The organism is Sphingobium xenophagum, assembly GCF_031457465.1.
GTDB lineage: Bacteria > Pseudomonadota > Alphaproteobacteria > Sphingomonadales > Sphingomonadaceae > Sphingobium > Sphingobium xenophagum_A.
Map to the genome: position 1 here is coordinate 42,498 of NZ_JAVDWV010000004.1, position 22,416 is coordinate 64,913.

Annotated in this window: 21 protein-coding genes; 13 read left to right on the forward strand and 8 right to left on the reverse strand. The window is 63.7% G+C overall.

Annotation, left to right across the window (positions count from 1 at the left end; all coding sequences use genetic code 11):
• Window positions 1-85 precede the first annotated feature (85 nt).
• Window positions 86-403, reverse strand: coding sequence for a GIY-YIG nuclease family protein (locus J2W40_RS04810; RefSeq protein WP_310222261.1), 318 nt, complete (start codon window positions 401-403; stop codon window positions 86-88).
• A 67-nt stretch (window positions 404-470) separates the two neighbouring features.
• Between J2W40_RS04810 and J2W40_RS04815 the strand changes: the two genes are divergently transcribed.
• From J2W40_RS04815 to J2W40_RS04835, 5 genes are all read left to right on the forward strand, one after another.
• Complete coding sequence (locus J2W40_RS04815; RefSeq protein WP_310222262.1) at window positions 471-2,333, forward strand: acetyl/propionyl/methylcrotonyl-CoA carboxylase subunit alpha; 1,863 nt, start codon at window positions 471-473, stop codon at window positions 2,331-2,333.
• 124 nt (window positions 2,334-2,457) lie between these two features.
• Entirely contained in the window at window positions 2,458-2,916 is a 459-nt protein-coding gene (locus J2W40_RS04820) for a MaoC family dehydratase (RefSeq protein WP_310222263.1), read from the forward strand.
• A 97-nt stretch (window positions 2,917-3,013) separates the two neighbouring features.
• On the forward strand, window positions 3,014-4,864 hold the full coding sequence (ilvD, locus tag J2W40_RS04825) for a dihydroxy-acid dehydratase (protein WP_310222264.1): 1,851 nt from the start codon (window positions 3,014-3,016) through the stop codon (window positions 4,862-4,864).
• 8 nt (window positions 4,865-4,872) lie between these two features.
• Complete coding sequence (gene gloA2, locus J2W40_RS04830; protein WP_310222599.1) at window positions 4,873-5,253, forward strand: SMU1112c/YaeR family gloxylase I-like metalloprotein; 381 nt, start codon at window positions 4,873-4,875, stop codon at window positions 5,251-5,253.
• Window positions 5,254-5,322: 69 nt separating this feature from the next.
• Window positions 5,323-6,615 carry a DUF3422 domain-containing protein gene (locus J2W40_RS04835; RefSeq protein WP_310222265.1) on the forward strand — a complete coding sequence of 431 codons (1,293 nt, stop codon included), beginning with the start codon at window positions 5,323-5,325 and terminating at the stop codon, window positions 6,613-6,615.
• Here the strand turns inward: J2W40_RS04835 and J2W40_RS04840 are convergent.
• Window positions 6,612-7,499 carry a LysR family transcriptional regulator gene (locus tag J2W40_RS04840; RefSeq protein ID WP_310222266.1) on the reverse strand — a complete coding sequence of 296 codons (888 nt, stop codon included), beginning with the start codon at window positions 7,497-7,499 and terminating at the stop codon, window positions 6,612-6,614. The two genes, J2W40_RS04835 and J2W40_RS04840, sit on opposite strands and share 4 nt — an antisense overlap.
• A 94-nt stretch (window positions 7,500-7,593) precedes the next feature.
• On the opposite strand from J2W40_RS04840, the gene J2W40_RS04845 reads away from it, so the two are divergent.
• From J2W40_RS04845 to J2W40_RS04865, 5 genes are all read left to right on the forward strand, one after another.
• Entirely contained in the window at window positions 7,594-8,703 is a 1,110-nt protein-coding gene (locus J2W40_RS04845; RefSeq protein ID WP_310222267.1) for an S-(hydroxymethyl)glutathione dehydrogenase/class III alcohol dehydrogenase, read from the forward strand.
• A 2-nt stretch (window positions 8,704-8,705) separates the two neighbouring features.
• On the forward strand, window positions 8,706-9,539 hold the full coding sequence (gene fghA, locus J2W40_RS04850; RefSeq protein WP_310222601.1) for an S-formylglutathione hydrolase: 834 nt from the start codon (window positions 8,706-8,708) through the stop codon (window positions 9,537-9,539).
• Window positions 9,540-9,588: 49 nt separating this feature from the next.
• On the forward strand, window positions 9,589-11,619 hold the full coding sequence (locus J2W40_RS04855) for a M3 family metallopeptidase (RefSeq protein WP_310222268.1): 2,031 nt from the start codon (window positions 9,589-9,591) through the stop codon (window positions 11,617-11,619).
• Complete coding sequence (locus J2W40_RS04860; protein ID WP_310222269.1) at window positions 11,616-12,680, forward strand: PLP-dependent cysteine synthase family protein; 1,065 nt, start codon at window positions 11,616-11,618, stop codon at window positions 12,678-12,680. The genes J2W40_RS04855 and J2W40_RS04860 overlap by 4 nt, the downstream gene beginning before the upstream one ends.
• Window positions 12,681-12,749: 69 nt before the next feature.
• A complete protein-coding gene (locus tag J2W40_RS04865; protein WP_310222270.1) occupies window positions 12,750-13,436 on the forward strand; it encodes a CDP-alcohol phosphatidyltransferase family protein in 687 nt (228 codons plus the stop codon).
• On the opposite strand, the gene maiA is transcribed toward J2W40_RS04865, so the two are convergent.
• From maiA to hmgA, 3 genes are read right to left on the reverse strand one after another with little or no spacing between them, the layout of a single operon-like run.
• The gene (gene maiA / locus J2W40_RS04870; protein ID WP_310222271.1) at window positions 13,433-14,071 is read right to left on the reverse strand and encodes a maleylacetoacetate isomerase; all 639 of its coding nucleotides are present in this window, start codon (window positions 14,069-14,071) and stop codon (window positions 13,433-13,435) included. The genes J2W40_RS04865 and maiA overlap by 4 nt on opposite strands.
• 5 nt (window positions 14,072-14,076) lie before the next feature.
• The gene (gene fahA / locus J2W40_RS04875; protein WP_310222272.1) at window positions 14,077-15,363 is read right to left on the reverse strand and encodes a fumarylacetoacetase; all 1,287 of its coding nucleotides are present in this window, start codon (window positions 15,361-15,363) and stop codon (window positions 14,077-14,079) included.
• Window positions 15,360-16,652: a homogentisate 1,2-dioxygenase gene (gene hmgA, locus J2W40_RS04880; protein WP_310222603.1), complete on the reverse strand. Its 1,293-nt coding sequence runs from the start codon at window positions 16,650-16,652 to the stop codon at window positions 15,360-15,362. Before hmgA ends, fahA begins: the two co-directional genes overlap by 4 nt.
• Before the next feature lie 102 nt (window positions 16,653-16,754).
• Here hmgA and J2W40_RS04885 point away from each other — a divergent pair, with 102 nt between their 5' ends.
• Window positions 16,755-17,231: a MarR family winged helix-turn-helix transcriptional regulator gene (locus tag J2W40_RS04885; protein ID WP_310222273.1), complete on the forward strand. Its 477-nt coding sequence runs from the start codon at window positions 16,755-16,757 to the stop codon at window positions 17,229-17,231.
• Between the two features lie 54 nt (window positions 17,232-17,285).
• Here the strand turns inward: J2W40_RS04885 and J2W40_RS04890 are convergent, their stop codons facing one another.
• Together J2W40_RS04890 and J2W40_RS04895 are read right to left on the reverse strand one after the other, a co-directional pair.
• A complete protein-coding gene (locus tag J2W40_RS04890) occupies window positions 17,286-18,272 on the reverse strand; it encodes an alpha-ketoacid dehydrogenase subunit beta (RefSeq protein WP_310222274.1) in 987 nt (328 codons plus the stop codon).
• Complete coding sequence (locus J2W40_RS04895; protein ID WP_310222275.1) at window positions 18,269-19,264, reverse strand: thiamine pyrophosphate-dependent dehydrogenase E1 component subunit alpha; 996 nt, start codon at window positions 19,262-19,264, stop codon at window positions 18,269-18,271. Before J2W40_RS04895 ends, J2W40_RS04890 begins: the two co-directional genes overlap by 4 nt.
• Before the next feature lie 217 nt (window positions 19,265-19,481).
• On the opposite strand from J2W40_RS04895, the gene J2W40_RS04900 reads away from it, so the two are divergent.
• On the forward strand, window positions 19,482-19,760 hold the full coding sequence (locus J2W40_RS04900) for a hypothetical protein (RefSeq protein ID WP_310222276.1): 279 nt from the start codon (window positions 19,482-19,484) through the stop codon (window positions 19,758-19,760).
• Here the strand turns inward: J2W40_RS04900 and J2W40_RS04905 are convergent.
• Window positions 19,751-21,436 (reverse strand): FAD-binding protein, encoded by a 1,686-nt coding sequence (locus tag J2W40_RS04905; RefSeq protein ID WP_310222277.1) that lies wholly within the window; start codon window positions 21,434-21,436, stop codon window positions 19,751-19,753. The two genes, J2W40_RS04900 and J2W40_RS04905, sit on opposite strands and share 10 nt — an antisense overlap.
• 138 nt (window positions 21,437-21,574) lie before the next feature.
• Here J2W40_RS04905 and J2W40_RS04910 point away from each other — a divergent pair, with 138 nt between their 5' ends.
• Window positions 21,575-22,375: an enoyl-CoA hydratase/isomerase family protein gene (locus J2W40_RS04910; protein WP_310222278.1), complete on the forward strand. Its 801-nt coding sequence runs from the start codon at window positions 21,575-21,577 to the stop codon at window positions 22,373-22,375.
• Window positions 22,376-22,416 lie beyond the last annotated feature (41 nt).

The following is a 22,416-nucleotide window of genomic DNA, read 5'->3' on the forward strand; positions in this document are numbered from 1 at the left end:
GGACCGCCCGAAGGGTGGTGGAGGCGCGCAAGCCTCGTTTCTGGCACACCAGTTTGCTCAGCACTTTCGTCATGCTGAACTTGTTTCAGCATCCATCAGGCAGCAAAGGCGGAAGCCCGATCGACGGCGCAAGGTCCGCCCAATGCGGATTGTCGCTCTCGATCAGGTTGATCTTCCATTGGCGATGCCAGCGCTTGAGCTGCTTTTCCCGCAGGATCGCCCGCTCTATATCACCAAACATCTTGAACCGTACCAGATGATGGACATCGTACCGGCTCGTGAAACCCGGAATACTGCCGGTGCGGTGTTGATAAAGGCGACCGATCAAGTCGGATGTCACGCCGATGTAAAGCGTCCCGTAGGACGCGCTACTCAGAATATAGACGCACGGTTGCTTTTCCATCGTAGCACCGAGCCTGCCGCTAAATGGATGCTGAAACAAGTTCAGCATGACGGATTGGGAGATCCCTGTGCTTGAATCCCTCCTCATCGCCAATCGCGGCGAAATCGCCTGCCGCATCATCCGCACCGCGCGCGCCATCGGCATCCGCACCGTCGCCGTCTATTCCGACGCCGACGCGAACGCCCTCCACGTCCGCTCCGCTGACGAAGCCGTCCATATCGGCCCGTCCCCGGCGCGCGAATCCTACCTTATGGGCGACCGCATCATCGCCGCCGCCCAGCAAACCGGCGCGCAGGCGATCCACCCCGGCTACGGCTTCCTCAGCGAAAATGCCGAGTTCGCCCAGGCTGTCATCGACGCAGGCCTCATCTGGGTCGGCCCCAACCCGTCCTCCATCACCGCCATGGGCCTCAAGGACGCCGCCAAGCAATTGATGCAGGATGCAGGCGTTCCCACCACGCCCGGCTATCTCGGCGCGGACCAGTCGCCCGCCCATCTCGCCGCCCAGGCCGACGCCATCGGCTACCCCGTCCTGATCAAGGCCGTCGCGGGCGGCGGCGGCAAGGGGATGCGCAAGGTCGATGCCGCGCAAGACTTCGCCGACGCGCTCGCCTCCTGCCAGCGCGAAGCCGCGTCCAGCTTCGGCAACGACCATGTCCTGCTCGAAAAATGGGTCACCAACCCGCGCCATATCGAGGTGCAGATATTCGGCGACAGTCATGGCAATGTCGTCCACCTGTTCGAACGCGACTGCTCGCTCCAGCGCCGCCACCAGAAGGTGATCGAGGAAGCGCCAGCGCCCGGCATGACGGAGTCTACTCGCGCCGTCATTTGCGCAGCGGCTGTCCGGGCGGCGAAGGCGGTCGATTATGTCGGCGCAGGCACGATCGAGTTTATCGCCGATGGGTCGGCAGGCTATATCAAGCCGGATCGCGTCTGGTTCATGGAAATGAACACCCGGCTTCAGGTCGAACATCCCGTGACAGAAGAAATCACCGGCGTCGATCTGGTCGAATGGCAGCTCCGCGTAGCATCGGGCGAACCATTGCCCAAAAAGCAGCATGAACTATCAATCAACGGTCACGCAATCGAAGCACGGCTCTATGCGGAAGATCCGGCCAAAGGCTTCTTGCCGTCGATCGGGACGCTGGAACAATTCGAACTCGACGCCAATGTGCGGATCGAAAAGGGCGTGGATCAAGGCGCGACTATTTCGCCTTATTATGACCCGATGATCGCCAAGATGATCTCGCACGGGCTGGACCGTGAAGAGGCACGGGAGATTCTGGCCTATGCGCTTAATGGCAGCGTGATTTGGCCGGTGCGAACCAATGCTGCATTTCTGATCAACGCGCTCGACCACCCTGATTTCATTGCCGGAACAATGGACACGGGCCTCATCGAGCGTGCCGGGGACGCGCTTATTCCTCCCCTTATGCCATCGGACGAAGCGCTGTCCGATGCCGCCCACCGCTATGCGCGTCAGGCGCTGGCGGGGTTCAGACTGAACGCACCGCCGCAGCAGGACATCATGCTCTCGGTCAATGGGCAGCCGGTTCCCGTCTATATGCCGATCCACGACTATGTCGATCAGCATGCGCTCGCCGGGCCAAAAGACGATCCATCTTCATCCTGGCTGACCGATAGCGGACAAACCTGGCGGATCGAGCCGATGCGCGCTTCATCCACAGGAGGCGCCGTCGCCTCCGACGGCGCAATCCTTTCCCCCATGCCCGGCCGCATCATCGCGGTCGCCGTCGCGGCGGGCGACGCGGTGATCAAGGGCCAGAAGCTCCTGACGCTGGAAGCCATGAAGATGGAGCATAGCCTCATCGCCCCCTTCGACGGCACCGTCGCGGAACTGAACGCCGCCGAAGGCGGACAGGTGAGCGAGGGCGTCTTGCTCGCCAAGATCGCCAAAGCCGCTTAGCCGCTGTCCTACATCCCGCCTTTCAGGCTATGATGCGGGCCGCGGCTCCGTTTGAAATATTCAGTCCCCAGCGTGGCATATAATGTCAAAAACTGCGGGAAATATGCGAAGTTAAGGGAAAAACATGGCCGGGCGCTTTTACGATCAATGGACGATCGGCGACACGATCACCCACGATATCCGCCGCACGGTGACGGAGACCGACAATCTCCTGTTCACGACGATGACGCATAATCCGCAGCCGCTGCATCTCGACGCCGAGTTCGCCAAGGCCAGCGAGTTCGGCCAGATCCTCGTCAACGGCACCTTCACCTTCGCGCTGATGATCGGGCTGTCGGTGGGTGACACGACGCTCGGCACGCTGGTCGCGAACCTGGGCTATGACAAGTTGGTGATGCCAAAGCCCGTCTTCATCGGCGACACGCTGCGCTGCGACTCCGAAGTGACGGACCTCAAGCCCAGCAAATCGCGACCCGGCGCAGGCATCGTCACCTTCACCCACCGCCTGCGCAACCAGCGCGACGAGATCGTCTGCCAATGCCTGCGCATGGCCCTGCTCCAGGGGAGCGGCGCGGCGGCGTAAGAAAATGACGCACGGGGCGGGCAAAAGGAATAATTTGTTCCAAAGCTGGCCCCTGCGCTGTAGAGGGGCCGCCTCAAAGCCCTGAAGGACCGCCATCATGCCTGCCTATCGTTCACGCACCACCACCCACGGCCGCAACATGGCGGGCGCGCGCGGCCTGTGGCGGGCGACGGGCATGAAGGACGAGGATTTCGGCAAGCCGATCATCGCGGTGGTCAACAGCTTCACCCAGTTCGTGCCGGGCCATGTCCACCTCAAGGATTTGGGCCAGCTCGTGGCGCGCGAGATCGAGGCGGCAGGCGGCGTCGCCAAGGAATTCAACACCATCGCAGTCGATGACGGCATCGCCATGGGCCATGGCGGCATGCTCTATTCGCTACCTAGTCGGGATCTGATCGCCGACAGTGTCGAATATATGGTCAACGCCCATTGCGCTGACGCGATGGTCTGCATCTCCAACTGCGACAAGATCACGCCCGGCATGTTGATGGCTGCAATGCGCCTCAACATCCCCGCCGTGTTCGTCTCCGGCGGGCCGATGGAAGCGGGCAAGGTCGTGATGCGCGGCAAGGAGGTCGCGCTCGATCTGGTCGATGCCATGGTCGTCGCCGCCGACGAAAGCTATACCGACGAGGAAGTGCAGACCATCGAACGCTCCGCCTGCCCCACCTGCGGCAGTTGTTCGGGCATGTTCACCGCCAATTCAATGAACTGCCTGACCGAAGCATTGGGCCTTTCGCTTCCGGGCAACGGTTCGACGCTCGCCACCCATTCGGACCGCGAGCGGCTGTTCCGCGAAGCGGGTCATGTCATCGTCGATCTCGCCAAGCGCTATTATGAGCAGGACGACGACACCGCCCTGCCCCGCACCATTGCCAGCTTCAAGGCGTTCGAGAATGCCATGAGCCTCGACATTGCCATGGGCGGCTCGACCAACACCGTCCTCCATCTGCTCGCCGCCGCGCATGAAGGCGGCGTCGATTTCACCATGGCCGATATCGACCGCCTGTCGCGCCGCGTCCCCTGCCTGTGCAAGGTCGCACCCGCCAAGCAGGACGTCCATATGGAGGATGTCCACCGCGCGGGCGGCATCATGGCGATATTGGGCGAACTGGAACGCGCCGGGCTGGTCGATACGTCGCTGCCCACCGTCCACGCCCCGACCATGGCGGCCGCCTTGGCCCGCTGGGACATTGGCCGCACCAATAGCGAAGAAGTGCGCAATTTCTTCCGCGCGGCCCCCGGCGGCGTGCCGACCCAGACCGCATTCAGCCAGTCGGCGCGTTGGGAGGAACTCGACACCGACCGCGAAAAGGGCGTGATCCGGTCAGCGGAGCATCCCTTCTCCAAGGATGGCGGCCTAGCCGTCCTGTACGGCAATCTTGCGCCCGAAGGCTGCATCGTCAAGACGGCGGGCGTCGATGACTCGATCCTGACCTTCCACGGCACAGCGCGCGTCTATGAAAGCCAGGATGCCTCGGTCGTGGGCATATTGGGCAATGAGGTCAAGGCAGGCGACGTCGTCGTCATCCGCTATGAAGGGCCAAAGGGTGGCCCCGGCATGCAGGAAATGCTCTATCCGACCAGCTATCTTAAATCCAAGGGACTGGGCAAGGAATGCGCGCTCATCACCGATGGGCGCTTTTCAGGTGGCACTTCGGGCCTGTCGATCGGCCATGTCTCGCCGGAAGCCGCTGAAGGCGGGCTGATCGCGCTGGTTCAAACCGGCGACCCGATCGTCATCGACATTCCCAACCGCGTCATAAAGCTGGACCTGGACGACGCCGTACTGGCCGAACGCCGGGCGGAGATGGAAAAGATGGGCGTCAAGGCCTGGAAGCCTTTTGGCCGCAAGCGCGCCGTTTCCCCGGCCTTGCGTGCCTATGCGGCGATGACCACCAACGCCGCCAAGGGCGCGGTGCGCGACGTCAGCCAGATCGAGAAATGAGCGTCATGCTGCGCGGCGTTCATCATATCGCGATCATCGGGTCGGACTATGCGCGTTCGCGCCGCTTCTATGTCGAAGTGCTGGGGCTGCCAGTGCTGCATGAGGTCTATCGCGAGGCGCGCGATAGTTGGAAATGCGATCTCGATGCGGGCAATGCCCGGATCGAACTCTTCTCCTTCCCCGCGCCGCCACCCCGCCCTTCCCGCCCCGAAGCCTGCGGCCTGCGCCATCTCTCCTTCGTGGTGAGCGACATCGACGCCGAAGTCGCGCGCCTCGCAACGCATGACGTGACGTGCGAGCCGATCCGCGTCGATGAATATACAGGGCAGCGCTTCACCTTCTTCAGCGACCCCGACGGTCTGCCACTGGAGCTATACGAGGAAATCTGACCCTCGCCGATCTTGCATATTGCGCATTTGTCTGACTTAATAGTTCTCAAGACTAGGGGGCGAGGCAGCATGAACAATAGCGGCGATCCATTCGCAGCCCTGCATGCGCGCAGCCACCCGCTGCGCGGTTCGCTCTCGCGGGAAATGCATGTCCGCAAAATGCCCCGGCTCCAGGCGCCCGCGCGGGTCGTTCAATTCGTCCTGCTGGTCGATGACGCCGACGTGGACGCGAGCCTGACGATCATGCGCAGCCTGCTCGCTCCCCATGATGTGCCGTTCGATCCGACTGGCCGCTTCCTCAATTGCCGGATCGGTGCGCTGGGTTTCACTTGGGAACGGCATAGCGAGTTCATGACCTACAGCTTCCTGGCCGCTGGTCGCGGGCCGCTGTTCGACCTCACCCCCTTCGCGCAGGCGGCCCTATGGATCGGCGCGCTGCCGGGCCGGGTGATCCGCTCGACCCAGATTGCGGTCATCGCCGATGCGCCCGATGAGGCGACCATCGCCACCCATTTTGCCCAGGACGACCTCATCATCTCCGATGTGGCCGATGGTCAGGCGCGCATCTGGAGCGACTTTCGCCTCCATGCCGATGGCTTCGGTCGGCTACTCGTTCAGGACAAGGGATTGCAGGGGGCCGAACTCGCCCAACTGGTCCAGCGGCTTCAGGAGCTTGGCAATTATCGCAAGATCGCTTTGCTAGGCCTTCCCGAAGCGCAGGCGGCGACCCCGCTGCTCACTGGCCTGGAACAGCGATTGACTGCCATTACAGGGCGCGTCGCCGAGCCGGATGCCGACGCCGATGTGGTGCTGGAGGCGCTGTCTGCGCTGGCGGCCGAACTGGCCCAGATCGTCGCGCGCACCCGCTATCGCATGAGCGCGACGCAGGCCTATGCCGCCATCTGCCGCGACCGCATCCGCGCTCTGGAGGTCGCGCCGGTGCGGGGCTATGGCTCGCTTGATGATTTCACCGAACGGCGGCTGCTCCCCGCGATGCGCACCTGCGACGCCTTCACCCGGCGGCTGGAGGATCTGTCGCAGCGCACCGCCTGGACCAGCGCGATGCTGCGCACGCGGGTCGATACCGCGCTCGCCCGCCGCAACCGCGATCTCCTGGCATCAATGGACCGGCGCACCGGGCTGCAACTGCGCCTGCAACATACAGTCGAGGGGCTGTCGGTGGTCGCGGTCAGCTATTATTCGTTGGGGCTGTGGCATTATCTCAAGGAAGCGCTGGAGCATCAGGGTGCGCATCTGCCCGGCTGGATCGACATTGCCTTGATCCCCGCCATCGTGCTGGCTGTCTGGCTTGGCATCCGCCAGCTCAAGAAGGTGAAGCGCCCCTCCCCCAACAGCCACTAACCCGTGTTCAACGCAGGCGGCAGTTCACGCCGCAGCAGCGCGACCAAGGCCGTGACCTTGGGCGAGAGATGCCGACGTTGGGGATAGACCGCCCAAATGGCTTCATCCCGCGGCCGGATGTCGGCCAACACCAATTGCAGCGCCCCGCTTCGCAAATGGGGCAGCACATAAAATTCGGGCAATTGGCAAATGCCCATACCCTGGACTGCGGCGTCCAATATTGCCCGACCACTATTGATCTGCAATCGTCCGGTGGGGCGATGCAGCCGATCGCGGCCCTCTTCGCAGAAGTGCCAGGTCGTTGCCGATCCCAACAGACATTGATGGGCGTCCAGATCTTCGACCGTCCTGGGTCGGCCGACCGCGTCGAGATAGCCCGGCGCAGCGCAGGTGCAAAGCGAGCGCGACGCGATACGTGTGCGGATCATCTGCGAATCCGCCATGTCGCCGGTACGGATTGCAAGATCGAAGCCGTCCGCTACGATATCGACGAGACGATTGGTCAGTTCCATCGTGATACTGAGCTTTGGATAGGCGGCGGCGTAGCGGCTGACTATCGGCGCGACGAATAGTTCGCCCAAGGCGGTCGAACAGGTAACGCGCAATTGTCCTTGTGGTTCGCCTGTCGCGCTGACCGAGGCGATCGCTTCCTCCCGCTCCGCGACCAACCGTTCGCAATGGCCCAGGAAGGTCCGGCCGGTATCGGTCAACGTCACCCGGCGCGTGGTGCGATGAAACAGGGGCGCGTCGAGCCGCTGTTCCAGCCGAGCCACCGCACGACTGCAATGGGTTACGGAACAGCCGAGCTTTGCCGCCGCGCCGGAAAAGGAGCTGGCATTGGCCACCGCCACAAATTCGTCGATCCCCGACCATCTATCCGTCATTATAACCATAGGGTTGTAAACTTTTGCCAAAACACGTCTTTATCACATCCGTTGCCGGGCGCTAGAAGGCCGCCAACTGGATAGGGAGTGCCATATGAAGACCCGCGCCGCCGTCGCTTTTGAAGCCAAGAAGCCGCTTGAAATCGTCGAACTGGACCTGGAAGGGCCGAAGGCGGGCGAGGTTCTGGTGGAAATCATGGCGACGGGCATCTGCCATACCGACGCCTACACGCTCGACGGTTTCGACAGCGAGGGCATCTTCCCGTCCGTACTGGGTCATGAAGGCGCGGGCATCGTGCGCGAAGTCGGCGCTGGCGTCACCAGCGTCAAGCCGGGCGACCATGTGATCCCGCTCTACACCCCCGAATGCCGCCAGTGCAAAAGCTGCCTGTCGGGCAAGACCAACCTGTGTACCGCGATCCGCGCGACGCAGGGCAAGGGGCTGATGCCCGACGGCACGACCCGCTTTTCCTACAAGGGCCAGCCCATCTACCATTATATGGGCTGTTCGACCTTCTCCAACTTCACTGTCCTGCCGGAGATTGCGGTCGCCAAGATCCGCGAGGACGCGCCGTTCGACAAGAGCTGCTATATCGGCTGCGGTGTCACGACGGGCGTCGGCGCGGTGGTGAATACCGCCAAGGTTCGCGTGGGCGACAATGTCATCGTATTCGGCCTGGGCGGCATCGGCCTGAACGTGCTGCAGGGCGCGCGCATGGTGGGTGCCGACAAGATCATCGGCGTCGACATCAATCCCGACCGCGAGGCATGGGGCAAACGCTTTGGCATGACCCATTTCGTCAATCCCAAGGAGATTGAGGGCGATATCGTCCAGCATCTGGTGGCCCTGACCGACGGCGGGGCGGACCATACGTTCGACTGCACCGGCAACACGACGGTCATGCGCCAAGCGCTGGAGGCTTGTCATCGCGGTTGGGGCGTGTCGACGGTCATCGGTGTCGCGGAAGCGGGCAAGGAAATCAGCACGCGGCCTTTCCAGCTCGTCACGGGCCGCGTCTGGCAAGGCAGTGCCTTTGGCGGGGCAAAGGGCCGCACTGATGTACCCAAGATTGTCGATTGGTATATGAATGGCAAGATCGAGATCGACCCGATGATCACCCATGTCCTGAGCCTGGAGGAGATCAACAAGGGCTTTGATCTTATGCATGCCGGCAAGAGCATCCGCAGCGTCGTGGTGTTCTAATGATGGAGACGGTTTCGACCAATCGCGCCTTTGGCGGGGTGCAGGGTGTCTATCGCCATGCCTCCGCCGTCTGCGCGATCGACATGACCTTCTCGGTCTATGTCCCGCCGCATGCGCCCGGCGCGGAGCTACCAGTGGTCTGGTATCTGTCGGGCCTGACCTGCACCCATGCCAATGTCACGGAAAAGGGCGAATATCGCCGCCTGTGCGCGGAGCTGGGCCTCATCTTCGTCGCACCTGACACGTCGCCGCGCGGCGACGGCGTGGCTGATGATCCTGAGGGCGCCTATGATTTTGGCCTCGGTGCGGGCTTTTACGTCGATGCGACGCAGCAACCCTTCGCAACCCACTATCATATGTGGTCCTATGTGACCGAAGAACTGCCCGCGCTGGTTGCAGCGGAATTCCCCGCCGACATGGCGCGCCAGTCGATCATGGGCCATTCCATGGGCGGCCATGGCGCATTGACCATCGGACTGACCTTCCCCGACCGGTTCAAATCGGTGTCGGCCTTCGCCCCGATCGTTGCGCCCTCGCAAGTTCCCTGGGGCCAGAAAGCGTTGAGCGGCTATCTCGGTGATGATCGCACAGCCTGGCGTCGTCATGATGCGGTGGCGCTGATTGAGGATGGCGCGCGGATCGCCGACCTGCTGGTGGATCAGGGAGAGGCCGATCCCTTCCTTGCCGAACAACTCCGCCCCGACCTGCTGGACGCTGCTTGCAGGGCGGCGGGCATCCCGCTGACGCTGCGGCTCCAGCCCGGCTATGATCATAGCTATTATACCATCTCGACCTTCATGGAGGATCATCTGCGCTGGCATAGCGCCCGCCTCTGACCCATGGAGCGCTTTACGGTCATGCCCCGCCCCGTGTAAGGGCAAGGGCATGACCCAAGCTAATCCCCTGCTCGACAGCCGCCTGCATCCCCAGTTCGGCGCCGTCCATCCCGACCATGTCCTGCCCGCCGTGGAAAGCGCGATCGCCACCCACCGCGCCGCCATGGCCCAGTGCGCCCAGGCGTCGGGCTTTGCTGCCGTCTTCCTGGCCAAGGAAAGCGCCGACGCAGCCCTGTCGCGCATATGGGGCACGGTCGATCATCTGATCGGCGTGACCAACAGCCCCGAACTGCGCGCCGCCCATGGTGAAGCCCAGCCGCTGATCCACAGCTATTTTGCCGAGGTGGGCCAGGACCGGCCGCTCTATGACGCGCTCGCCGCGATCCCGACCGAGGGATTGGACGACGCGCAAGCCCGCGCGCTGGCGCTGACGTTGCGCGGCTTCGAATTGTCGGGCGTCAGCCTGGACGGGGGAGATCGCGCCGCCTTTGCCGCCAACAGCGTCGAACAGGGGCGACTAGCGACTACGTTCGCCAATGCAGTGATGGATGCGACCGAAGCCTGGACGCTGCACCTGACCGACGACTCGCGCCTGGCGGGGGTGCCGCAGAGCGATCAGGATGCTATGGCACGCGCCGCGCAAGCGAAGGGGCTGGACGGCTGGCTCGTCGATCTTCACGCGCCGTCGGTGCGCGCTGTCACAGCCTTTGCGCAGGATCGCGATTTGCGCCGCACCGTCTACGAAGCCTATGGCACCCGCGCCTCCGACCAGGGACCGCAGGCGGGCCAGTTCGACAATGGCGACCGGATCGCGCAATTGCTGGCCTTGCGGCAGGATGCCGCGCGTTTGCTGGGCCATAGTGATGCGGTAGCGCTGTCGCTGTCGACCAAGATGGCGCGCGATGGGGCTGAGGTGGACGCTTTCCTCGTCGACCTGGCACAACGGGCGCGGCCGCGCGCGCAGGAGGAACTGGCCGAACTGACCGCCTTCGCCCGCGATCATCTCGACATCGCGACCATCGAGCCATGGGACGTCGCTTATGTGACTGAGCATATGCGCCGCGCGGTGCATGCGGTGGACGAAGCGGAAATCCGCGCGCACCTGCCGCTGGCGCGCGTGCTTGATGGATTGTTCGCCTTGGTCACCGACCTGTTCGAACTGGAAATCCGCGCCGCCGATGGCGAAGCGCCGGTGTGGCATCCCGATGTGCGCTATTTCACGTTGCACCGGGCGGGCGAGGACGCGCCCGTCGCCGCGCTCTATTGCGATATGTTCGCTCGTGCGGGCAAGCGGGGCGGTGCGTGGATGGATGTGTGCCGTCCCCGTCTGCGCGAAGCCGACCGGGAGCAGATGCCGATCGCCTATCTGGTCTGCAATTTCGCCAGCGGCGGCGCGGACCGTCCGGCGCATCTTACCCATTCGGATATGGTCACGCTGTTCCACGAAATGGGGCATTGCCTGCATCATCTGCTGACGCAGGTGGACCTGCCTTCGATCGGCGGCATATCGGGCGTCGAATGGGATGCGGTGGAACTGCCGAGCCAGTTTCTGGAGAATTTCGCCTGGGAACCCGCCATGCTGCGCCGGGTGTCGGCGCATGAGACGGGCGGCGCGCCTTTGGACGAGGCGATGATCGGCCGGATGCTCGCAGCCCGCCGCTTCATGGGGGCGCTGGCGCTGTTGCGGCAGGTGGAGTTCGCTCTGTTCGACCTGCGCCTGCATCTGGCGGCGGCGCGACCCGATGGCCCCTCCGCGCAGGAAGTGCTACAGGCAGTCCGGCAGGAGGTAGCCGTTATCCATCCGCCGGAGTGGCATCGCTTTGCCCATGGCTTCAGCCATATCTTCGCGGGCGGCTATGCGGCGGGCTATTACAGCTATTTGTGGGCCGAACGCCTGTCGGCCGACGCCTTCGAAGCCTTTGCCGATGAGCGCGCCGACCGGGCCGCCTTGGGTGGCCTGTTCCGCGACCATGTGCTGGCACGGGGCGGATCGCGACCTGCGCTCGACAATTTCGTCGGCTTCCGGGGCCGCGAGCCGGATTCGGCCGCTTTGCTGCGGGCATTGGGCCTGGCCGCATGAGTGGTGGGGTGTCGCGGGACTGGCTGGCCGAAGCGATAAGGCGGATTGAGGCGGATTATAACCGCTCCGCCGACACCCACCTTATCCGCCTGCCCCTGCCGCGCCACCCCGGCATCACCCTCTATCTCAAGGATGAAAGCTCGCACCCGACCGGCAGCCTTAAGCATCGGCTTGCGCGCTCGCTTTTCCTTTATGCGCTGTGCAATGAATGGATCGGGCCGCGGACGACGGTGATTGAGGCCTCCTCCGGCTCGACCGCCGTGTCCGAAGCCTATTTCGCTAAGATGCTGGGGCTGCGCTTTATCGCCGTGGTGCCCGCCTCCACCGCCGCGCCCAAGCTCGATGCGATCCGCTTTCACGGCGGCGAGATCCATGCCGTCGATGATCCCCGCACCGTCTATGCCACCGCCCAACGACTGGCGCGCGAAACGGGCGGCCATTATCTCGATCAGTTCACTTATGCCGAGCGGGCGACCGATTGGCGCGGTAATAATAATATCGCGCAGAGCATCTTCACCCAAATGGCGCAGGAAGAATATCCCATCCCTAGCTGGATCGTCTGTGGCGCGGGGACGGGCGGCACATCGGCGACGATCGGCCGCTTCATCCGCCACGAACGGCATGCGACGCGCCTGTGCGTCGCCGACCCCGTCAACTCGGTCTTTCACCGCCATCATGCCGACCCGTCGGTCACGACCCTCCCCGAAGGTTGCGCCGCGCGGATCGAGGGGATCGGGCGGCCCCGCGTCGAGCCGAGCTTCATCCCCTCGGTGATCGACCGGATGATCGCGGTGGAGGATGGGCAGTCGATCGGCGCGATGCATGCGCTGGCCGGAATATTGGGCCGTCGCGTCGGCGGATCGACCGGCACCAATATCTGGGTCTGCATGGAGATCGCCGATGACATGGCGCGAGCCGGTGAACAGGGGAGTATCGTCACCTTGCTGTGCGACAGTGGCGATCGCTATGGCTGCACCTATTATGATGCGGACTGGACGAGCGCGCACGGCATCGACTGGCAGGCTGATGCGGCCAGCATTGCCGCGCGGATGACGGAATAGAGGCAGGCCGAGCGTCGATCGATGCGACAGGAGCATTGCCGTTGTCGCTGGGTTGCCCGATAAGGCGATATGACAGACTCATTACAGAGTGGCCCCGGCGCGCTCGACCGCATACAACAGAATTTTCTTGCCAAGGCCGAACGACGACTGCTGACCTGGCTATGCAGCCGGATGCCGAGTTGGGTCACGCCCGACCGCCTGACCTTCGCCGGGGTGATCGGCGCGGTGATGACCTTTGCCGGTTATGTGGCCAGCAATTGGGGCGCGGCGTGGCTGATTCTGGCCATTATCGGCTATGTCGTCCAGTGGTTCGGCGATTCGATGGATGGCAGCCTGGCGCGGTTCCGGCGGATCGAGCGGCCATCCTATGGCTATTTCATCGACCATAGCTGCGACGGGCTGGTGACGCTGCTGATCCTGGCGGGGATAGGCCTCAGCCCCTTTGTGACGATGGATGTGGCGATGGTGGCGCTGGCAGGCTATCTACTGCTGTCGATCCACGCCTATCTTTCCGCCCGCGTGCTGGGCGAGTTCAAACTCTCCTATCTGTCGGCCGGGCCGACCGAATTACGGCTGATGCTGATCGGCCTGACCATCATGATGATGGCGCTTGGCTATGGGCCGGGCCTGTTCGGGCGGTGGTCGGGCTTCGACATCTTCGTCGGCGCGGTCGGCGGCCTACTGATCATCCTGTTCATCGGCCAGACGCTGATCACCGGGCGGCGGTTGGCGCATAAGGATGCGGGGCTGCTTTAAGCGCGGTCGGCGTCGGGCTGCCGGTCGGGATGGGCTTGGGCGACGAGTGCCAGGCCCGACAGGCGGGTGCCGATCGCGCGGATCAGCGGGAAGGGCTGCACATCGACGCCAAAGCGATTGGCACCGTAGAGTTGTGGTAGCAGGAAACAGTCGGCCAGTCCGGGTGTATTGCCGAAGGTGAAGTCGCCGCCGTGGCGGGCAATCTGTTGCTCCAACGCGGCGAAGCCTTCGCTGATCCAGTGGGCGATCCAGGCGGCGATCTGATCGGGGGTCGCCGCGAAATCGCCGTGTAGCCGGTCAAGGACGCGCAGATTGTTGAGCGGGTGAATGTCACACGCGACGAGGGCCGCCATGCCGCGCACCACCGCCCTGTCGAACGGAGTGGCGGGCAGCAGCGGCGGATTTGGATATTGCTCGTCCAGCCATTCGATAATCGCGCCGGACTGGGTGAGGACACCGTCCGGCGTCTCCAGCGCGGGAATGAGCGCTTGCGGGTTGAGTGCGCGGAAGGACGGGGCGCGATGCGCAGCGGTGCGCAGGTCGTGGGGCGTCTGGCGATAGTCCAGCCCCTTGAGCGCCAGCGCGATGCGGACCCGGTAAGCGGCGCTCGACCGCCAATAGCCGTGCAGGATCATGTCAGTCAGCCTTTCGCCGGAAGGATGCGGGCGCGGCATTCGCCAAAGCCGATGGACGCAAAGCCTTCGCGCTGCGCGGTCGCGGTGAGGACCACTTCGTCGCCATCCTCCAGAAAGGTGCGCTGTTCGCCCGATGGCAGAGTGATCGGCTCCGCGCCGCCACGGCTGATTTCGAGCAGGCTGCCATAGGCGCTGCGATCGGGACCGGAAATGGTGCCGGTGCCGAGCAGGTCGCCAGGCTGGAGGTTGCAGCCGTTCGAGGCATGATGAGCGACGATCTGCGCAGGCGTCCAATACATGTTCGATGAGGGGCCGTGGCTGAGCGCGAAGTCCGGCAGCCCCTGATCGCGCATCCGGGTGGTGGACAGGGTGACGCTAAGGTCGAGCGCTAGAGCGCCGCCAGCCTGATCCCCATCGTCCCAGAGATAGGGCAAGGGCTTGGGGTCGGCGGCGTCCCGCGCTGGCTGTGCAGTGCGGAAGGGGGCGAGCGCTTCGGGCGTGATGACCCAGGGCGATATGGTCGAATGGAAATTCTTGGCGAGGAAGGGGCCGAGCGGCACATATTCCCAGGCCTGAAAATCGCGCGCCGACCAGTCGTTGAGCAGGCAGAAGCCCGCAATATGGTCGGCCGCCTGGCCGATCGGGATGGGTTCGCCGAGCGCATTGCCCTCGCCGATCCACAGGCCGAGTTCGAGTTCATAATCGAGCCGCCGGGTCGGGCCGAAGCGCGGTTCGCTATCCTGTGGTCCCTTGGTCTGGCCGACCGGGCGGACGACCGGGACACCTGAGGGGCGGATCGAGGAAGCGCGGCCATGATAGCCGATGGGGACATATTTATAATTGGGCAGCAGCGGATTGTCGGGGCGGAATAGCTGGCCGACATGGGTGGCGTGGTGGATGCCGACATAGAAATCGGTATAGTCGCCGATGGTCGCTGGCAGGTGGAGTTCGCAAGTGTCCATCGGGTGCAGAGCGGGTTCGACCACTTTTTGAAACGCCAAATCGGACAGCGAAGCGGACATTACTTTGCGTAATTCGCGCCGGAGGGCGGTGGGCAGGGCGAAGAAACTGTTGAGGCGGGTTTGGTTCAGCGCGGCTTGCAAACCCGTTGGCAGAATGTCAATTATGGATTTTATATCAAGGATATAGTCGCCGATTGCGACGCCCGCGCGCGGAGCGCCGCCGGGTGGCGAGAAGATGCCGAGCGGCAGATTCTGGATCGGGAAGGCAGCATGGCCGTTCGCGCTGGTGACCCAGCTTTGCAGGTCGGCGGCGTGGGTGTGGTCGATCATGCGGCGTCCTTGTCTGTGGGGAGTTGCGCCTTGCGGAAGCCATCCCAGCATTGGTCATAGTCGGGCTGGGCGAAGGGCGCTTGCGCGGCGAAAGAGGTGGGACTGAAGGGAAGACGACTTTCGAACATGAAGGCCATGGTCGCTTCGATCTTGTGCGGGGCCAAGGCGGCAATGATGCCCGCTTCATAGCTGGCGCGGTCGGGACCGTGGCTGGCCATCTGATTGTGCAGCGATGCGCCGCCGGGCGCGAAGCCACCTGCCTTTGCGTCATAGGCTCCTGTTATCAGGCCCATAAATTCGCTCATGACGTTGCGGTGGAACCAGGGCGGGCGGAACGTGTCCTCCGCCACCATCCAGCGCGGCGGGAAGATGACGAAGTCGCAATTGGCGGTGCCGGGCGTGTCGCTGGGGCTGGTCAGGACGGTGAAGATGGACGGATCGGGATGGTCGTAGCTGACCGTGTTGATCGTGTTGAAACGGCGCAGGTCATAGCGGCAGGGCGCGAGATTGCCGTGCCAGGCGACGACATCGAACGGACTGTGCGGCAGACGGGTGGACCAGAGCTGACCCTGGAATTTCTGGATGAGGTCGACCGGCGCGTCGACATCCTCGAACCAGGCGACCGGCGTTTCGAAATCGCGGGGGTTGGCGAGGCCGTTCGATCCGATCGGGCCGAGATCGGGCAGGCGGAAGGCCGCGCCGTAATTTTCGCAGACATAGCCACGCGCGGTCGGCTCCAGCAATTCGACGCGGAAGCGTAGGCCGCGCGGGATCAGGGCGATCTGGAGCGGGGCAACGTCGAAACGGCCGAGTTCGGTTATCATGCGGATGGCCCCTTCCTGCGGCACGATCAGCATTTCACCATCGGCGTTGAAGAAGGCCCGGTCGTGCATCGAGTGGTTGCAGGCGTAGAGATGCACCCCCTGCCCCACGCCCGCCGCGACATCGCCATTACCGCAATAGGTGACGAGGCCGTCGAGGAAATCGGTCGGATCGGTCGGGATCGGCAGCGGGTTCCAGCGCAGGCGGTTGGGGGATGGCGGCAGGTCGGTGAAAGGCGCGGAACGGAATTGGCCAGCCCCCTGCCACGGTCGATAGGCGCCATGTTGCGCGGTCGGGCGCAGGCGGTAGAGCCAACTTCGGCGGTTCTCGGCGCGAGGGGCGGTGAAGGCCGTGCCTGAAAGCTGTTCGGCATAGAGGCCAAAAGGCACTCTCTGCGGCGAGTTGCAGCCGACCGGCAGCGCGCCAGGTACGGCCTGCGTCGCGAAATGATTGGCAAAGCCGGTCATCATGTTGTCGCTCGCGCCCATTGCCCTGCCCTCTCCGGCCGATAGTTTCCTTTGCAACCATCATAGGCCTTGCCGAACTGGTGTCAAATGTTACTATCTGCCATGTCCGCTGCTACGCTCATGCTCGATCATTTCCTGCCCTATCGCCTGTCTTTCACCGCCAATCTGGTGAGCGACGCGGTGGCGAGCGCCTATCAGGCGCTGTTCGGACTGCGCATTCCCGAATGGCGGGTGATTGCGGTGACGGCCGAAAGCGCGGACGGAATCACCCAGCAGGCGATCGGCATCCGCACGCGCATGGACAAGGTGACGGTGAGCCGCGCGGCGAAGAGCCTGATCGCGCGCGACCTCATCGCACGCAGGCCCAACGCCGCCGATCAGCGGTCGCATCTGTTGGTGCTGACGAGCGAAGGACGCAGTTTATATGAGGCGGTCGTGCCCAAGGCGCTGGAGTTGGAACAGCAGATTTTCAGCCGCTTCGCCAAGGCGGAACTGGACCAGTTCGCGGCGATGTTGCGCGAGATAGATGGAATCGTGCTGGCATCCGGCCTGTCGGGCGGCGCGTCATCGGGCGATTGACGGGGCGGTATAAGAGAGGGGGCCGGTCCTTTGTGGATCGGCCCCCTGTTTGTGTCAGGCCATCAGGGCCTTGACCGTTTCGACCACCCGGTCGGGCGAGACGATATAGGCGTCTTCCAGCACCTTGGCGAAGGGCACCGGTGAATAGGGCGCGCCGAGGCGGCGGACCGGTGCCTTCAACTGACCGAACAATTCTTCGGCTATGGTCGAGGCGATTTCGCCGCCGGGGCCGAAATGGCGCACCGCTTCATGGGCGATCACGGCGCGCCCTGTCTTGGCGACGGAGGCCAGCACCGCTTCCTTATCCCAGGGCGATACCGTGCGCAGGTCGATCAGTTCGACCGAAATGCCCGCCTCTGCCAAGGGTGCCAGCGCCTGCTGGCAGCGGATGACCTGCGAGGACCAGGAAACGATGGTGACGTCGGTTCCTTCCTGTACCACCCGCGCCTTGCCGAGCGGAACGGGCACTATCACATCGGGCACTTCGGCAGGGATGAACAGCGATCCGGCCGATTCGATGAAGATACAGGGGTCCGGGTCTTGGATGCAGGACAGGAGCAATCCTGCATAGTCGACCGGGTTGGAAGGCGCGACCACCTTGATCCCGGCCGTATGCGCGAACCAGCCTTCGAGATGATCGGCATGTTGGCCCGCCGTCTGCCAGCCGGCACCCGTCAGCGTGCGGATGGTGATCGGCACGGTGCTTTGCCCACCTGACATGAAGCGCAGCTTGGCGGCATGGTTGAAGATCATATCCATGGCGACGGCGGTGAAGTTCATCAGCATGATTTCGGCGACGGGCTTATAGCCCGCCAGTGCCGCGCCGATGGCCGCACCGATGATCGCCTGTTCGGAAATGGGCGTGGATTTTACGCGATCGTCGCCGAATTTGGTCGACAGGCCCGCCGTCGCGCCGGTGACGCCGCCGCCTTCGCGATCGGCGATATCCTCGCCCAGCACGATCACCTTGTCATCTTCGGCCATGGCCTGATGCAGGGCTGCGTTCACGGCCTGGAGGCTGTTCATCTTCTTGGCGCTCATGCTGGGATCTCCTGCGCAAAGACATCGCGGCGGAGTTCGTCCACCGAGGGCAAGGGACTGGCGAGGCCGAATTCCTGTGCGTCCTCGATCTCGGCTTCGATCGTCGCCTGCATTGTGGCCAGCGTCTCTTCGGTCGCATGGCCCTTTTCGATCAGCCAGGCCTTGAAGGCGGGCAGCGGGTCTTTTTCGATGGCCGCCGCCTTTTCTTCCTTGGTCATATATTTATCGTCATCGCCCAGCACATGGCCATGGAAGCGGAAGGTCTTGCATTCCAGCAGGGTCGGGCCTTCGCCATCGCGCGCGCGGGTGATGGCGTCATGCGCGGCGGCGAACATGGCGAGCGGGTCGTTCCCGTCGACCGTATGGCCGGGCATGCCGTAGCCGATCGCGCGCTTGGCGATGAAGTCGACCGAGGTGCCGTTCTCATAGCGCGTATGTTCGGCAAAGCCGTTATTCTGGCACACGAAGATCACCGGCAGCTTCCAGACCGAGGCGAGGTTGAGCGATTCATGGAAAGCGCCGATGTTGGAAGCGCCGTCACCGAAATAGGCGATGGTGACGCGCCGCGACCCGTCCAGCTTTGCCGCCCAGGCGAGGCCATTGGCGATCGGCATGGAGGAACCGACGATTCCGGTCGTAACCATGACGCCGCTTTCGGGGTGGGTAAGGTGCATCGGTCCGCCCTTCCCCTTGCAGGTGCCATCGACCCGGCCAGCGATTTCGGCCCAGAGCGGGCGCAGTGGCATATCCTTTGCCACCATGTCGTGGATGCCGCGATAGATGGTGCAGATCTTATCATCGTCCGTCATCAACGATGAGAGGGTGGCGGGGATGACTTCCTGCCCGCGCGCGGAATAATAGGGCATGACGAGCCGCCCAAGCCGGATGGTCTTGCGGATGGCGTCATCATTGCGTTCGATGCGGATCATGCGCCGGTAGATGTCTACCAGCTGGTCCGGGGTCGGCGCCGGGGCGTTGCTCAGCTCTGCCATAAAGTCCTCAGATGGCCAATGGGATGCCCCCTGCATTGGCCGTTGCGGGGCGAGGGTCAACTCGCCGGGGCGATATGTCGATGCTGGCGGGGACCAAGGCCCGGAAGGCGGCGTTGATCCCCTGAAACACACCGCCAATTCGCCCCGCCGATATGCGCGCGCTGCCCTTTGCGCGGCGCGCGGGGGCGTTCATGCTCGACGGGAAAGGAAGGATTTTATGACCAAGGACACACGCGACATCAGCGAGCGGACGGACCGGGTGCTACAATTGGAAGCCGAACTGGAGGCGGAAGGCGCATCGACGACGCAAGGGGAGGAACTGGACCATGCCCGCGCGATGCTGCACCAATGGGTGGATAGCGTGGTGGCGGTGGTATCCTCGCCGGGGGTCGGGCGGGTGTCGCTGATCCATGCCGATGGCGGCGAATCGCGTATTTCTTCGCCTGCCCTGCCCTATCTTCTGTCCCGACCGGCACGCTTTACCGATCAGGGCTGATTATCGAGCCCTGCGGCGTGGCGGGCGGCGATATAGCCGAACACCAGAGAAGGACCGATGCTGGCCCCCGCGCCGACATAGACATTGCCCATGACGGATGCCGTGGTGGTGCCGGTGGCGTAGAGCCCGTCGATCACCTGGCCGTTGGCCTTGACCACGCGGCCTCGCGCATCGGTGACGACGCCGCCATAGGTGCTGACATCGCCCGGCACGACGGGCACGGCGTAGAACGGTCCTTTGTCGATCGCGCCGAGGGCGCTTTGGTCGGAGAAGGGATCGCCAACGAAGCCGCAATTATCATAAGCGCGGGCACCTCGCTGGAAATCCTCGTCCACGCCCTTGGCCACGAAACCGTTCCAGCGGGCGACCGTCGTCGTCAATGTGGCGGGATCGACCTTGATGCTGGTGGCCAGTTCGGCAATCGAGTCGGCGGTGTGGAGATAGCCGCTTTCGATCCAGCCGTCGGGGATTTTCTTGTCGATGAACTTGCCCGCGATGGCGTATAGTTCGACATAGTTGCGGTCGATGATCGCCCAGCTTGGGATGGCGGGGACCAGCGTGTTTCGTTTGCGCATGGTTTCGCAATACAGTTCGTAGCTGCCGCCTTCGTTCATGTAGCGCTGGCCGCTCTGGTCCACCAATATGGCGTGGGGCTTGCCGGTCATCGACTGGGCACCGGGCGCGACATAGGTTTGATCCCAGCCGGGCGCGGGCGTCATCTGATAGCCGACCAACTGGTCCATCTGCGCCAGATGACCGCCGATCCGTTCCAGTTCCTGGTGCATGTCGCCGGTATCGCCTTCGGGCGTCTGCGACCATAGGACGCTGGTGCCGGGGATATAGCGATCGCGCATAGCCTGATTTTGCGAGAAGCCGCCCGCATTGATGAGGACGCCAAGGCGCGCACCGATCCGCCAGGACTTGCCATCGCGCACCGTTTCGACGCCTGTCGCGGCGTCATCGGCGATGATGATGTGGCGGGCGGGAGCGTTCAGCCTTATGTCCACGCCGGCGGCCAAGGCAGCCTTGAGCATCCGCCCCTGCAGCGCTGCGCCGGCGGTGGTATATTCACGCCCCAGCAGCTTGTCCCGCAGCGTCCGGCCGATGATGCGCAGCAGCATTTTGCCTGACGCCTTGTTGGTACGGCGATGGCCCTGCGCCTCCATCCCCTCGACCAGGGTGACGTTGAATTCGGCGAAACCCTTGCGCAGCTTGTCGCGCCATGGCCCCAATTCCTTGCGGTCGAAAGGCTTGGCGACGACGGTGCGCGACGTTTTGCAGCCGCCGGGCAGTTCGTCATAATAATCGGGCCAGAAGGTCGCGCCGCGTTGCAGGGCGATGCCCTTGTCGACCAGGAAATCGATCGCGCGCGGGGCTTGTGTCACATAGGCGCGCCGCTTTTCGGGCGAGGTACCGGGGGCGGGATGATCATCCTGCGCGGCGTCGAGATAGGCCATCGCCGCCTCGGCGCTGTCGCTTTCGCCATCGGCCAACATGAAGCGGTTAGCTGGAATCCACATCACGCCGCCCGACTTGGCGGTCGTACCGCCAACGAAGGCCGTCTTTTCGAGGATGACGACCGATTTTCCGGCGTCGCGCATGACCAGGGCCGAAGCCATCGACCCGGCGCCGCTGCCGACGACGAGCCAATCGACCATTTCGTCAAATCCGGTCATGATGTGCGCTCTCCTCTGCTTATGGCGCAGGCTATATCGGTTATGCAGCCTGCCGCCACGCCAGCCCTGCGCTTATCGCCGGGGCGACGTTGGCGGCGGCGCGGCGCGTGATATGGGGAGCGTCGAGGAGACCGAGCGATGACCCAGATGCTGCCCGCCTATGAGACGATCCTGCTGGAGCGACGCGGGCGGTTGCTGGTGGTGACGCTCAACCGGCCCGATGCGATGAACGCGGTCGATCGCGTGCTGCATGACGAATTGCCCGACGCCCTGACCTTTGCCGGGACCGATCCCGATTCCGACGTCGTGCTGCTGACCGGCGCGGGGCGGGCCTTTTCGGCGGGGGGCGACATCGGCCATATGGCGCATAATGCCGCGAACCCGCACCTGTTCGACCATGAGGCGCGGCAGGCCAAGCGGATCGTCTTTGCGATGCTGGACATCGAAAAGCCGGTCGTGTGCCGGATGAATGGGCATGCCGTGGGGCTAGGCGCGTCGATCGCGCTGCTGTGCGATGTGATATTTGCCGCGGAGGGCGCGAAGATCGGCGACCCGCATGTGGGCATCGGGCTGGTCGCCGGGGATGGGGGTGCGGTCGTGTGGGCGCAGCGGATCGGGCTGGCCAAGGCCAAGGAATATCTGCTGACCGGTGAGTTGCTCAGCGCGCAAAAGGCGGCGGAGATCGGGCTGATCAACCACTGTGTTGCGCCGGAGGCACTGAACGAGGCGGTCGATGGCTTTTGCGCGAAGCTGCTGGCGGGCGCGCCCAATGCGATCCGCTGGACCAAGATATTGACCAATATCGAACTCAAGCGGATCGCAGGCGCGGTGATGGAGGCGGGGATCGCCTATGAATCGCTGAGCGTGCGGAGCGCCGATTATCGCGAGGGGATTGCGGCGCTCAGGGAGAAGCGCGCACCGTGCTTTACCGGGCGGTAGCGCGGCGCGGGCGTTTCTCGACTTCGCTCGAAACGAACGGA